Below are 13,418 nucleotides of genomic sequence, written 5' to 3'. Positions count from 1 at the left end.
ACAAAAAATGTACGCATTTTTAATTAAACTTTAATATAAGTATTTGTTTGCAAAGTTATTATTCTCGCTCAAATTTTAATCTGTGAGTGTGACCATAATGAAATTGCTCAATTATTTGACCATTAACTTGCGTCTTTTTATTAACACGTTATTTTCATTAACGTTTTTGATTGCAATTGCTTATGTTGCTTGGTGGTCTTTGGCGGAAGTGAAATCTAAAACCTTAGAAATTCAGCAAATACAACAGAATCAAACGATGAAGTTAGCGGATTTGCAAAGGATGTTGATACAGACCATTCAAAATGCTAATGAATATGTGTTGGAGAGTACCTCTAACAATAATCAAAACTTTAATCAATCAATTGATTTGTTAAAAAAATTGGCTTTAGAGATTGCTGAATTGACGGTGGATGATCAGCAAAAGGCAGAAATAGACTCTTTGCAGACGATGTTGATGGAATACAAAAAGTCTATTAACTCAAGTGTTTACCTTCAAGGTGAAATTTCTCGTACCTTAAAGTATGGAATCGACCCTGCCATTCATAAGTTAAACACATCAATCATGACATTAACGAATTTTAATGTCACAGTTAATAATCCTTCTTTAACGGCAGTCCTTGAAAGTCTCGTAGAGCGTGTGAAAAATTCGCAGTCACAGGTAGCAAAGTTAGTGACCAGTCGTGATGTTACTGTATTAAAAGAATTTAATCAAAAGGGGCTGGGTGACCAATCTGAAAAGGATATCCGTGTCATAGAGTCGTTATTATCAAGTGAAGATGACCTGACTGAGGTTCTGGAAAGATTAGCGGACAGTCGAGATGGTTTTCAAGAGTCTTTTAAAGACATCAAAGATTATTTGGTCACTATTAAAGAAAATAACCAAACGCTAATCAGGTTGGTGAATGACGCTAATGAAGTCATGAAAAGCGTTTCAACTTCATCAAACCAAGCAACCTTAAATCATTTGAGTAGTTTAACGCTTTTATCCAAAGAACAAACACGCTGGGTTGTTGTTATTAGTGGCATGGCTGTTTTAATGATGCTTATTTTTAACGCCATGTTGGTGGCTTCTATTACAAGTCCTTTACGCAAAGTAAGGTTGCGAATTGCAGAAATTGCAGAAACAGGTAATTTAAGCCTTTGGCGTCCACTAAAGGGTAAAAATGAGTTGGTCGATATGAGCTTTAGTATTCACGTACTGATGGCGGAGTTTCAGCAGCTCACGGATGAACTTAAAATGGTAGGGCAAGGTTTATCGTCAGGCGACTTTAATGTTGCATTACAGCAGGAGTATCATGGTGACTTACTCACGCTTAAAAATGAGTTTAACGATTCCATTTTACAAATAAGAAGTACGATGTCAGCCATTCAAGAAATGAGTCAAGCTTTAAGAGATGGTCGATTAGATTTTGTGGAAGATGCCAGTTTTTACACGGGCGATTATCGTAAAGTCGTTGCCAGCTTAAATGCAGCATTTGCCGTGCAAAAATTGGCCATTGCTTCAGTGAAAGATGTCATGATGGGCATGAATCAAGGCGATTTCTCTCAACGCATTGAATGTGAAATGCCTGGAGATTTGACACTTCTAAAAGATTATTTAAATCAGGCTTTGCATAAGTTAGAAGAAGCGATTGTTGATAAATCAAATACCTTAATGCACTTTAAGCAAGGCAACTTTGCCTATAAAACTCACGGGGAGTTTGATGGTAAGTTAAATGAACTGCGTGAAAATATGGATATTATGGCTAACCACATCAGCCGTATGCTTTCAGAAGTTCAAGTTGCCTCTTCTCATGCGGTGAATGGTGTTAAAGAAATCAGCATGGGTAACCAAGATCTAAGTCAAAGAGTTTCGGCTCAGGCCATATCCATACAGTCAACTTTAAATCATATGGAGCAGATGATTCAGCAGGTTCAAAAAACATCTGATAATGCCACTTCTGTGAATCAAAAAAGCCAAGAAGCCAAAAAGAATACCGTCAGTGGTGCCGACATTGTTAACCGGATGTTTGAAGCCATTCAAGAAATTGAAAAAACCAGTGTTGATATATCTAGTTTTACACAGGTGATCGACGATATAGCATTTCAAACCAATTTATTGGCTTTAAATGCTGCCGTTGAGGCGGCTAGAGCGGGTGAACAAGGAAGAGGTTTTGCGGTGGTTGCCTCAGAGGTACGCAGTTTAGCCAGTAAGTCCGCAGAAGCCGCCAGCAGTATTCAACACCTTACCAAACACAGCATCGAAAAGGTTAAACAGGGCATAGAATTGAGCCGTTTAACTAAACAGGCGTTTGAAGAAAATGCGTCTTCTATTGATGAAATATCCAGCATGATGGATGGTATGCAACATTCGCTAAAACAACAAACCGCAGGCATTAACGAAGTGAGTGAGTCCTTGCAGCAAATCAATGATGTTACTCAGCAGAATGCAGCCTTAGTTGAAGAGGTTGCGCAAACTTCTGAAAGTATTATTACCAGCGTGCAAGGGGTTGAAGAGCGCTTACAAAGCTTTAAGTTGCGCCAAGCGTCAGAAGTTGCGAATGATGTCATTTTGCATGGTGTTGTCAAAACAGCCTAGTGTTCGATTAGTTTTTGGCGTAAGCTAACGCCTGTTTAAACTCGCTAAAAATGCTAGGGAGCGAAAGTGAAATTGTTGAAAAAATTCGGCCTTGCGATCTTGGGGCTTTTAGGCGCAAGCCATGCTCAAGCCTATTTATATGGCTGTGAGTTGGTGGCGCAAATGGCGGGTCCTGCTTATGAGATTCGTAATCAACGGGTTGCTTCTTTGTTGATACCTGAACAGTTGCCTAGCGAGTTTCAATTGACTTTATTGGAGCAGAATGGCGGCTGGTTTATCTATCAAGCAGACACAGAATGGTTTTCTAAAACGACTTGTGGTCCGATAATAAAACAAGACCGTTCGCAGAAGGCTTATGAGTTTTCTCCGGTATTGTTTAACCGACAAACTGGCATGAGCGCAGTGATTAATGGCTCTTTTTTGATAAAAACTTACAAAGAAGCCGATATTGATAAGATTGCGGAGCAATATGGTTTTGTTAAAGTGACTCAGCTCCCTAATCGCTTTACCGCTATTTTTGATGTAAAACCGCAAACTTCTTATGATGAGTTGTTACAGCGTTTAGACAGAGATAAAAACATTCAAGTCGCTGCCCCTTTACTTAGCGAACCGCGTTATCGTTTGCGTTGAAGAACGCGGCTTTCCTTTTTAATATCGTCTAAAACAACTGATCTTTTTAACAAGATAGCGTCTTCACTGATGTAGCCTAAAGCGATTGACTCAATCAACCGCTGACTGTCGGTACCCAATTGGTTAGCCAGTTCGGCTAAATCTAGATACTCTAACTCGGTTGATATGGTATTTTCGTACTTAAAAATTTCGTTTTTCAGTTTTGGTTTAGCATCTTTTAACAGCTTGGCTGGACTAAAAACAATGAATTTTTGCAGATGAGCCACTTCTATCTCAATCAGATTTAAAAAGGCGAGTTTTTCTAAGACTTGTAAGCTTTCTGCTTGAGTGAGCCCTAAAATTTTCGCCAGAGTATTTTGAACCAATTGACTGGTCAATTTGACCAAGTCATCTGCTTCTCCGATTTCAATCTCTATGTCCATATTGCCGCCGCGGCTTGTCGTATTGTGGCTGTTATCTTCTTCGCGATTGGCATGGTATTTAAGGATTTGCAGAATTTCTATGGTGGCCATTAAGGGGTGAGGTTGGGTGGATTTTTCCAACACCAAGGTGTTTAAATTGCGAACGCGTTTAATCAGTGAGGCAATGACCGCTCTAAATAAAGGCGAAAGTTCACTGATCATTTTCAGCACTTGCGCTTTGTCGATTTCATAAACCAGAGTATTGTCGGCAGAAACGGCGGTGGCAGAGCGTGGGCCACTGGATAAAACGGCCATTTCACCAAAACATGCGCCTTCAGTGAGTTGAGCTAGGGTTACGGCTTGGTCGCCATGTTGGGCAACAATGTTCACCGAGCCTTGTTTGATAATGTAAACCTTATAGCCGGCATCACCTTCATTAAAGATGATTTCATCAGCTCTAAAACTTTTTAAAGTGGGTGTCGATTTCTCATTCATGGGGAATGTTATCCAAAATTCTTTTTGTTTTTGACAACTTTGCGTAAATAGTTACGCGCTTCTTCGTACTTTAAATGCTTGCGTAAATGATTGTAAACTTCTTGGCTATTCATGTTGTTAATTTTTTTAAGCGCCTGGGTTCGGTCACTGTCAAAGGCTTTTAAGACATTACCGCTGCCGGTGTTATAAGCTGCAATACAACAATATTCTCGAGCAACCGAATTTTTGACCTTTACCAAGTAACGGTTAAATAAAATGTGTAAATAAGCGGTACCAAACTCAATATTTTTTTCGGCATTAAATAGGGTATTTTTGGTGGGTGTGCCGGCTTTGTTATACAACAATTCGTGCGCATCTCGCCCGGCACTTTGCGGCACGATTTGCATCAGTCCATAAGCGGGAATCGGGCTCATGGCATAGGGATTGAAGTCACTTTCGGTTTGGATAATGGCATAAATTAAAGATTTTTGGATGCCAAATCGTTGACTTTGGCGTTGCACGGTGATGGCGTATTTATGCTCTTGCTTGGCTTGGGTATCTTTCACCATATTAAACAAGACAAAATGCCGTGATTTGCCATTGTAGGTATCGTTTTTCATGCTTCTAAGCAGTAAATCCGCATAACGCTCAGCGCGCCATTGGGTTTCAATCGACTTGTTATCTTGATCAAGCACTAATCCTGATAAGAAAGGTTTTTGTCCAATCTCAACGGCTTTGTCGGACAATAAGTCGACTGTGCTGGGGTCTTCTGAGGTTAACAGTGTTGCAACGATGGCCGACTTTAGAGTGCTGGTGGCGTTTTGAGCCGCAAGCGTTTCTACCTGAATGGTTCGCGTTGAAAAGTTGATGATGGCACGGCTTTGATAATGGTCGGTGTATTTAACATACTCTTTTGGGGTGGCGACTTTTTTATCGCCCCAAGTCTTGCTGAGTTCTTTGATGAGTTGTTTGAGTTGGCTTTGGATGAGGCCGTCTATTTCAGCAATGCCGGTTTTGGGAATTTGCGCGCTTAAGACCTTGGGTACATCGCCTTTAACCAAACTTTGGCTGGTGGTCACGCCGCGTTTGATTTCGGCAGGGGTACAAGCGCTTAAAAGCCCCAAGCTGCCTAGACCGCCTAAACTACTCAGGGCCGTTAAAAATTGTCTTCTGTTCATAAGGTTGGATTAGGTTTTCTTAAGAATTAAATAGGCGCCACTTACCACCAATAATAGTTGTAATACAGATTCATTTATCCAGTCAAAATTAACCAGGCCTGGTAAAAATGCAAACACAATCAGCAGTATTCCGAGGGTTCTAAAACTTTGCGCACGGGTTTGGGCTTGGATTTGTTTTTCTAACTTAGCCAGTTGAATGGATTGCTGTTGAAAATCGGCATGCGCCAGTTTGTGTAAACTGGCATGCAATAAACCCGGCAGTTGCGGGGCGTGTTCAATCCATAACGGTAAGTTGGCTTGGGTGTTTTTGACCAAACTTTTAAAGCCAACTCGTTCGTGCATCCAGTTTTCTAAGAAGGGTTTTGCGGTATCCCATAAATCGAGTTCATCGTCCAATTGACGACCTAAGCCTTCAATGTTGAGTAGGGTTTTTTGCAGCAACACAAGTTGTGGTTGTACTTCCATGCCAAAGCGGCGCGCGGTTTGGAAGAGGCGCATTAAAAATAACCCAAATGAAATTTCTTTAAGCGGTCTGTCCCAAATGGGTTCACAAACCGAGCGAATGGCCGATTCCAGTTCGTTAACACGCGTTTCTTTAGGCACCCATTCCGATTCAATGTGCAGTTCTGATACGCGCAAATAATCGCGGTTAAAGAATGCCAAAAAGTTTTCAGCCAAATAGCGTTGGTCGTCTGGCGTCAGCGTGCCCATAATCCCAAAATCGATGGCGGCATAACGCCCATCGGGCAATACAAAAATATTGCCAGGGTGCATATCGGCATGGAAAAAGTTGTGTTTGAAGACCTGTGTAAAGAAAATGGTCACACCCTTGGCCGATAGGTCGGTGAGGTCAATGCCTTGCTCAATCAGCTTTTCGGTTTCGGAAATGCGTGTGCCATAAATGCGCTCCATGGTCATCACATTGTCGTTGGTGTGCGACCAATAAACTTCTGGCACATAAAGAAGGTCAGAGTTTTCAAAGTTGCGGCGCAATTGCGAGGCGTTAGAGGCTTCGCGCATCATGTCGAGTTCATCGAGAATGGTTTTTTCAAATTCTTCCACCACTTCTTTGGGGTGTAAGCGTTTGGATTCTTTAACGGCCGCTTCTAACAAACCCGCCAAGGATTTCATAATGCCGACATCCTGCTCTATGACCGGTTTAATGTCTGGACGCACCACCTTAATCACCACTTCGGTACCATCATGCAAACTGGCGGCATGCACTTGGGCAATCGATGCCGAGGCCATGGGGGTTGGGTCAAAACTGGCATAAGCGTCTTCAATGGAGCGCTTCAAGCCTTTTTCGATAATGGCTTTAGAGTGCGCTTCGTCAAACGGTGGGCAGTCGTCTTGGAGCTTGCGCAGTTCAGAGCCAATATCCTCAGGCAGCAAATCTTTGCGGGTGGAGAGGGCTTGTCCTAATTTAATAAAAATAGGACCCAGTTCTTCCAGTGCCAAACGAATGCGCTCGCCGCGTTCTCCTTGTGATTGAGCGCGCCAGTTCCAGGGGAGCATTAGGTTAATTAAAATCAACCAAGCATATTTAGAATTGCCCAACACCATCTTGTCGATTTGGTAATAGGTGAGCACGCGGTTGATTTTGATAATGCGAGAAACTTGTTTAAACGGGCGAGTGAAGAATTTCATAGAGGTCTTTATTTAGCAGAGTGAGCAGAATTAACAGAAGCGAACAGAGCATTGATGCGGTTTTCTAAGGCATCAACAGCGGATTGGGTGGCGTTGACCTTTTGATTAAAGGCAGCCACTTGATGTTGGGTGGGCAATAAATTTACTTCAAACTGTAAATATTCTTTAAAGGTATCGCCGGCTTTTTGTTTGGCTTGTTGCTTGGCATCTATGCCAGTGCGCACAGCATGTCCCACTTTAAACGCCACCAAGTCACCCGTGTAATGCGACAAATGTTCTTCCCAGTCAATTTCTAAATCGGCGAGGGCATTTAAAAATTGTTGCGCGAGTATTTCATCGCCCGTTATGCGCTCGGCAGGTTGCTGGTTAATCAAAGCGCCTAAGCGGGTTTTGATGTGACAATCAGGCGCACCCATTAAGGTGGTTTGCACACTGAACTCACCCTGTTTGTCGGTTATCTGATAGATGATAAAAAAGGTTTGCGACACATCCCCCAGCGTGAGTTGAATCACCTTTTCATCACAAGGTGCAAAGCCTTTACCTTGTTCTTCATCTAATCGAATCAGTTGATTCAGTAGCGTTTCTAAGCCTTTTGACAATCCAGTTTTAACCAGGCCTGGTAGTTTTTGGGCGGTTTCTAGGCTTTTTTCGATGCCTTTTTGAACGTTATCTTCTAGGGATTTTAGTGCCATTAGTATTTCCATCCACGGTGTAAAGCAACAATGCCTTCTGACATATTGAGGTATTCAGCCTTATCAAATCCCGCCGTCAACATCATCTGCTTGAGGGTTTCTTGGTCTGGGTGCATACGAATCGACTCAGCAAGGTACTGATAGCTGGCTTCATCATTGGCAATCAACTTGCCCATTTTGGGCAAAATGCTGAACGAATAAAAATCATAGGCTTTGGCGAGTAAAGGCTGAGAGACTTTTGAAAACTCTAAAACCATCAGTTGTCCGCCAGGCTTTAATACGCGATAAATTTCTGCCAGCGCTTTATCTTTGTGGGTGACATTACGCAAGCCAAACGCAATGGTCACCAAGTCAAAGGTATTGTCTGGAAAGGTCAAGGCTTCGGCATTGGTAATGGTGTAATTCACATTACCAATAATGCCTTCGTCCGTTAAGCGGTCGCGCCCAACTCGCACCATGCTTTCGTTAATATCTGCCAAAACCACCTTACCTGTTTTGCCGACACGCTTGGCAAAGGCTTTGGTCAAATCGCCGGTGCCGCCTGCCAAATCTAAAACCACATTGCCAGGGCGTATGCCACTCAGTTCGATGGTGTGGCGCTTCCAAATGCGGTGAATGCCCATGGACATAACATCATTCATCAAGTCATAATTGCCCGCCACCGAGTCAAAAACCCCTTTGACCTTTTTCACTTTTTCTTCTAAAGGAACTTCGGTAAATCCAAAATCAATGGTCTTTTTTTCTGCGTTCATAATGCGTCCCTTAAATTAAATCGGTTAGGTTGGGGCGAGGCATATCTGGGTGAGAATGGCCTGCGGCTTTGAGTTGTTTGAGGTAGTCTTGCCAATACTCAGTTTGATGTTGACCCAAGTCATACAGGCGTTCCCAAGTGTAAAGACCGGTATCGTGACCATCGTCAAAATGCAGTTTGACGGCATAGTTGCCAACTGGGGTAATGTCGACGATATTGACGGCTTGTTTGCCCACCTGCAAAACCGCTTGGTCGGGTGTGTGGCCAGTCACTTCGGCGGATTGCGAATAAACCCGCAGGTATTCGCAAGGCAATTTAAAGGTTTCGCCTGTGGTAAAGCTCACTTCTAGCAAGCGAGATTTTTGGTGCAATTTAATGTCGGTAGGTTGCGGTGTTTTCATCATCAGTTACAAAATATATTGCGACAAATCTTGGTTTTGCGATAACTCGCCTAGGCGCTCATTCACAAAATCTACGGTAATTTCCAATTCTTTTTCAGCGGCATCGGGTGCGTTAAACGAGATTTCTTCTAACAAACGCTCCATCACCGTATGTAAGCGGCGCGCGCCAATGTTTTCGGTGTTTTCATTAACATGAAAGGCTATCTCTGCCAAACGCTGAATACTCTCGGGTTGAAAGCGAATATTCATGCCTTCGGTTTTCAATAACTCAATCGCCTGCATGGTCAGTGAGGCTTTGGGTTCGGTGAGAATGCGCACAAAGTCTTCCACTTTTAACGACTTCAATTCCACGCGAATCGGCAAGCGCCCTTGTAGCTCTGGAATTAAATCTGACGGCTTGGCCAAATGAAACGCGCCCGATGCAATAAACAAAATATGGTCGGTTTTAATCATGCCATAACGGGTTGAAACAGTGGTGCCTTCAATTAAAGGCAATAAATCGCGTTGTACACCTTCGCGGGATACATCACCGCCTGAGCTTTCTTGGCGTTTACAAACCTTATCAATTTCGTCGATAAATACAATGCCATTTTGTTCAACATTTTCAATGGCTTTGGTTTTAATTTCTTCTTGGTCAATTAGGCGCTGTGCTTCATCTTCAGTGAGCATTTTCAAGGCTTTTTTAATAGGCAATTTGCGTTTTTGTTTTTTGCCTTGATTAAGGTTTTCAAACATACCTTGCAATTGTTGGGTCATTTCTTCCATGCCCGGAGCGCCCATAATTTCAACATGCGCAGGGGCAGCGTTTAAATCTATTTCAATTTCTTTGTCATCTAACTGGCCTTCACGCAGCTTTTTGCGGAATTTTTGACGCGTATCGGCCATATTGTCGTGGCTTTCGGCTTCAAAACCGCGAGCAGGCGGTAACAGTGCATCCAAAACACGCTCTTCAGCCAAGTCTTCTGCTTTGCGCTGCACGGCTTTCATGGCTTGTTCTTTGTGCATTTTGACCGCGCTTTCTGCCAAATCCTTAATAATAGAGTCAACTTCTCTGCCCACATAACCCACTTCGGTGTATTTAGTGGCTTCGACTTTAATAAAGGGCGCATTGGCTAACTTGGCCAAACGACGCGCAATTTCGGTTTTACCCACGCCTGTAGGGCCAATCATAAGAATGTTTTTAGGGGTAACTTCAGCACGCAAATCTTCGGCGAGTTGACTTCTTCTCCAACGATTTCTAAGCGCAATCGCCACAGATTTTTTGGCGTCAGCTTGGCCAACAATATGCGTATCAAGTGCGTGAACAATTTCCTTAGGGGTCATCATAGAAGTTTATCAATCCTTAAAATTATGGGAACAGAAGCCTTGCTCAAAAAGCGTCGGTTGGCTAAAAAATAATCAAAGAAGATTATTATAGTGGCGTTTGGCATTCAAAGCTATGTTGTTAGTTTTGGGTTAGCGGATGATAAGGGTTAAATTAAAGCGATTGGAAAGCCATTGCAGAACAATTAAGCGGGTGTATTCAGCCCATCGCAGGCCTGTTGTAGTGCCTCAGTGCGGTCAAATAAAATGCGTTGGTTTAAACGCTTAAGAACACCATGTTTTCTTAAGTTTTCTTGTACATCGCCAATCATCAGTAACAGCCAAACTTCTTTATTTTGGAGTTGCAGGCGGTAAATTAAATCTTCCAAAACCATGGCGGACGAAAAATCGACATAGGGCACAGAGCGTAAATCCAGCACAAAGGCTTGCGCGTCTGTGTCTAAAACTTTGCGAGATATGGTTTTAGCCGCCCCAAAACTCATCGGCACATCCAAATACAATAATGCCAGCTTGCCCTCTGCGCTATCTAACAGCGCTTTTTCTTTTGGGGTTAACCATAAGCGCCCAAGACTTGACGATTTTTGCCCTAAGATGAGTGACTTAATTTGTAAGGCTTTCATGCGTTTCATTAACACGATGCTGGCTAGCAAAATGCCTATCCACAGCGCAGTCATCAAATCTAAGAGCAATGCACTGGTAATCACCGAAATCATCATAATACGCCCAGACTTTGGAATGGATGACCAGCGGCGCAAATAATCCTTATCAACTTGATCTAAGCCAACTTTGATTAATAAGCCCCCAAACACGGCAAGTGGCATAAAGGCTATCCAATCGCTCAGGCTTAAAATCACCGCGCCAACGACTAGGCTGTGAACCACGGCAGACCAGCGATCTCGCGCCCCATAACGAAACGCCACAGTGGTTCTCATGGGCGCACCCATGCTGGGCATTCCCCCCGCAATTCCGCTGGCAATATTGCCCAAACCTTGACCAATCAGTTCTTGGTCTGGGTCATGGGTTTGGCGGGTTAGGCGTTCGGTGACCACCGCGCCCAACAAAGATAATAAAGATCCTATCACCGCTAAGGCAAACGCAGATTGCACAATCAGTGCCAAGGGCAAGCTGCCTAAGGGCGGAAAAGACCAAGTTGGCCAAGCAAACTCGATAGGGCCAATCACGCTTAGGCTTCCTGCTTGCCAAGTTTGATTTTCATGAAGCATTTCGCCAGAACTGAGTGCATAAGCCAAACTGGTGCCCAAAACCAAAATTAACAAGGGAGCAGGCAGTTTGCGATGGAGGTTGGGTAGGTATAGTGGCCAAAGTAGCATCAGCAAAAAACTGCCTAAACCAAAGGCAAGTGCCAGCCAGTCCGGGTTTTGTAGCAATTCTGGCAAAGCCAGTAAACTATCCAGCGGGCGTGCCAGCATTTCGCCGCCCATTACCAGTGGCAACTGTTCAATAATCAACATTAAACCAATTGCAGAAAGCAGGCCAGAGATCACCGAGTGTGGCAGATATTCAATCAATTGCCCCAATTTCAGAAACCCAAACAAAATTTGAAACACGCCAGCGAGTGCCACAATCACCAATCCTAAAGTGATGACAAAGAGCGGGTCGTTTGGATAAAGCAAACTTAAATGCCCCAAACTCAAAGCAACCGCCACCGCCGCTGCCCCCGTAGGCCCCGAATATTGCCCAGGCGTACCGCCAAACAAGGCAGAAATAATCCCCGCCAAAACCGCCGCAATAATCCCAGCCTGTGCGCCCAACCCAGAGGCAATCCCAAACGCTAAGCCCAGTGGCAAAGCAATAATGGCAGAAATAAAAGCGCCTTTAAGCTGGCCGCTCAAGTTGATGGTATTAAATGGCAAGGGAAATGACCTAGTGAAATGAATTTTTGAGTAAAGTAGTTTTACGAATGGTCAGCGCTGACAAGGTCAATTATAGGTATAAAACAGCAGGAAAATGAAATAATTGAGGGGTTTTATTTAAAATAAACGAGCCTGTAAATAATTCTGTGTAAACGCCCATTTGGTTACACCCGCCCTTTAAGGCGGTCTTCATGCAAAATCATAAACTGATTCATCGCAGCATTCCAGTCACGAATCGGCATTGTCCATTTTTTTGATGCCGATTCAATCGCCAAAAATACAATTTTAAATGCCGAATTATCATGCCCAAAAATCTTGCGATTATTCACCGCTTTGCGAATCACAGAGTTTAGTGACTCTATGGCATTAGTGGTGTAGATCGCTTTGCGTATCGATTCTGGATATAAAAACAAGGTTGAGACATTATCCCAGTGAGTTCGCCAGGATTTGCTGATACTGGGAAATTTTGCATCCCATTTTTGTTCAAATCGCTCCAATGCCATTAAAGCACCTGCTTCAGTGACGGATTGGTAAATGTCTTTTAAATCAGTGGCAACCAGTTTGCGTTCTTTATAGCCGACATACTTGAGTGAGTTACGCACCATATGGACAATACAAAGCTGTATATCTGTTTTAGGGTAGACAGCATTAATCGCTTCAGGAAATCCTGTTAGGCCATCAACCGATGCGATGAGAATGTCTTTCACGCCGCGGGCGTGAAGGTCATTTAAAACATTTAACCAAAACTTGGAAGATTCATTTTCTGATAACCAAAGCCCCAAACATTCTTTTCTACCTTCTAGGTTAATGCCCAGCGCTACATACATGGTTTTGCGCAACACTTGTTTGTCTTGGCGGATTTTGAGCACTATGCCGTCAAGGTAGATAATCGGGTAGATTTCATCGAGGGGTCGTTCTTGCCATTGGGTAACTTTCTCGAGTACAGATTCGGTGACTTTAGAAATGAGGGTGGGTGAAACATCAGCACCGTACATTTCTTTAAAGGCATCAACGATGTCTCGGGTACTCATACCTTTAGCGTAAAGGCTAAGAATCTGGTCATCCATATGGGTGAGTCGTGTAGCGCCTTTTTTAACGATGACGGGTTCAAAGGTACTGTTACGGTCTCTAGGGACGGACAGTTCAACTTCACCATGATCACCTTTAAGGATTTTGCTGGTGTAGCCGTTACGGCTGTTAGTTGAATCGGAAACTTGGTTTTTTGAGTAGCCTAAATGTTCTTCCATCTCAGCGCCAAGGGCTGCTTCAACAGTCATCTTAACCAGCATGGATGAAAGGTTGGATAGGTCTTCTTGTGTTTTAACAGACTTGGCAAGTTCTTTGGCCAATTCTTGGAGTTTTTTGTGGTCTAAGTTGCTCATAGCTTTTTTCCTTTTTTGAGGATTTTAATCTATGAGCGTTTACACAGTTTGATTTACAGGCTCAAATAAACGGCTTTATGTAGAAGG

General features: G+C 43.2%; 11 protein-coding genes. 2 read left to right on the top strand and 9 right to left on the bottom strand.

What is annotated here, in order from left to right:
* Positions 1–97 precede the first annotated feature (97 nt).
* Together THMIRH_RS09970 and THMIRH_RS09965 are read left to right on the top strand one after the other, a co-directional pair.
* On the top strand, positions 98–2,578 hold the full coding sequence (locus THMIRH_RS09970) for a methyl-accepting chemotaxis protein (RefSeq protein WP_173291947.1): 2,481 nt from the start codon (positions 98–100) through the stop codon (positions 2,576–2,578).
* Between the two features lie 66 nt (positions 2,579–2,644).
* Entirely contained in the window at positions 2,645–3,208 is a 564-nt protein-coding gene (locus THMIRH_RS09965; RefSeq protein ID WP_173291946.1) for a hypothetical protein, read from the top strand.
* Here THMIRH_RS09965 and THMIRH_RS09960 read toward each other — a convergent pair.
* The 9 genes from THMIRH_RS09960 to THMIRH_RS09920 form a co-directional block, all read right to left on the bottom strand.
* Positions 3,193–4,104, bottom strand: coding sequence for a cyclic nucleotide-binding domain-containing protein (locus THMIRH_RS09960; protein WP_173291945.1), 912 nt, complete (start codon positions 4,102–4,104; stop codon positions 3,193–3,195). The two genes, THMIRH_RS09965 and THMIRH_RS09960, sit on opposite strands and share 16 nt — an antisense overlap.
* Before the next feature lie 8 nt (positions 4,105–4,112).
* Entirely contained in the window at positions 4,113–5,261 is a 1,149-nt protein-coding gene (locus THMIRH_RS09955) for a murein transglycosylase domain-containing protein (protein ID WP_173291944.1), read from the bottom strand.
* Between the two features lie 9 nt (positions 5,262–5,270).
* Positions 5,271–6,908 (bottom strand): ubiquinone biosynthesis regulatory protein kinase UbiB, encoded by a 1,638-nt coding sequence (ubiB, locus tag THMIRH_RS09950; protein ID WP_173291943.1) that lies wholly within the window; start codon positions 6,906–6,908, stop codon positions 5,271–5,273.
* An 8-nt stretch (positions 6,909–6,916) separates the two neighbouring features.
* On the bottom strand, positions 6,917–7,600 hold the full coding sequence (locus THMIRH_RS09945; protein ID WP_173291942.1) for a ubiquinone biosynthesis accessory factor UbiJ: 684 nt from the start codon (positions 7,598–7,600) through the stop codon (positions 6,917–6,919).
* Entirely contained in the window at positions 7,600–8,352 is a 753-nt protein-coding gene (ubiE, locus tag THMIRH_RS09940) for a bifunctional demethylmenaquinone methyltransferase/2-methoxy-6-polyprenyl-1,4-benzoquinol methylase UbiE (protein WP_173291941.1), read from the bottom strand. The genes THMIRH_RS09945 and ubiE overlap by 1 nt, the downstream gene beginning before the upstream one ends.
* Before the next feature lie 10 nt (positions 8,353–8,362).
* The gene (locus THMIRH_RS09935) at positions 8,363–8,755 is read right to left on the bottom strand and encodes a gamma-butyrobetaine hydroxylase family protein (RefSeq protein WP_173291940.1); all 393 of its coding nucleotides are present in this window, start codon (positions 8,753–8,755) and stop codon (positions 8,363–8,365) included.
* A gap of 3 nt (positions 8,756–8,758) precedes the next feature.
* Positions 8,759–10,078 carry an ATP-dependent protease ATPase subunit HslU gene (hslU, locus tag THMIRH_RS09930; RefSeq protein ID WP_173291939.1) on the bottom strand — a complete coding sequence of 440 codons (1,320 nt, stop codon included), beginning with the start codon at positions 10,076–10,078 and terminating at the stop codon, positions 8,759–8,761.
* Positions 10,079–10,260: 182 nt separating this feature from the next.
* On the bottom strand, positions 10,261–11,949 hold the full coding sequence (locus THMIRH_RS09925; RefSeq protein WP_173291938.1) for a SulP family inorganic anion transporter: 1,689 nt from the start codon (positions 11,947–11,949) through the stop codon (positions 10,261–10,263).
* A gap of 164 nt (positions 11,950–12,113) precedes the next feature.
* The gene (locus THMIRH_RS09920; protein WP_173291937.1) at positions 12,114–13,331 is read right to left on the bottom strand and encodes an IS256 family transposase; all 1,218 of its coding nucleotides are present in this window, start codon (positions 13,329–13,331) and stop codon (positions 12,114–12,116) included.
* Positions 13,332–13,418: the final 87 nt, after the last annotated feature.

Origin of the sequence: Thiosulfativibrio zosterae (assembly GCF_011398155.1) — a bacterium.
Lineage (GTDB): Bacteria > Pseudomonadota > Gammaproteobacteria > Thiomicrospirales > Thiomicrospiraceae > Thiosulfativibrio > Thiosulfativibrio zosterae.
The sequence above is the reverse complement of the archived record's forward strand: the minus strand, read 5'-3'. Positions and strand labels throughout refer to the sequence as shown.

What these genes read in the sequence shown, in the direction of transcription:
- THMIRH_RS09970 (WP_173291947.1), top strand. Translation starts at nt 98, where the DNA reads ATGAAATTGCTCAATTATTTGACCATTAACTTGCGTCTTTTTATTAAC.
- THMIRH_RS09960 (WP_173291945.1), bottom strand. Translation starts at nt 4,104, where the DNA reads ATGAATGAGAAATCGACACCCACTTTAAAAAGTTTTAGAGCTGATGAA.
- THMIRH_RS09955 (WP_173291944.1), bottom strand. Translation starts at nt 5,261, where the DNA reads ATGAACAGAAGACAATTTTTAACGGCCCTGAGTAGTTTAGGCGGTCTA.
- ubiB (WP_173291943.1), bottom strand. Translation starts at nt 6,908, where the DNA reads ATGAAATTCTTCACTCGCCCGTTTAAACAAGTTTCTCGCATTATCAAA.
- THMIRH_RS09945 (WP_173291942.1), bottom strand. Translation starts at nt 7,600, where the DNA reads ATGGCACTAAAATCCCTAGAAGATAACGTTCAAAAAGGCATCGAAAAA.
- ubiE (WP_173291941.1), bottom strand. Translation starts at nt 8,352, where the DNA reads ATGAACGCAGAAAAAAAGACCATTGATTTTGGATTTACCGAAGTTCCT.
- THMIRH_RS09935 (WP_173291940.1), bottom strand. Translation starts at nt 8,755, where the DNA reads ATGATGAAAACACCGCAACCTACCGACATTAAATTGCACCAAAAATCT.
- hslU (WP_173291939.1), bottom strand. Translation starts at nt 10,078, where the DNA reads ATGATGACCCCTAAGGAAATTGTTCACGCACTTGATACGCATATTGTT.
- THMIRH_RS09920 (WP_173291937.1), bottom strand. Translation starts at nt 13,331, where the DNA reads ATGAGCAACTTAGACCACAAAAAACTCCAAGAATTGGCCAAAGAACTT.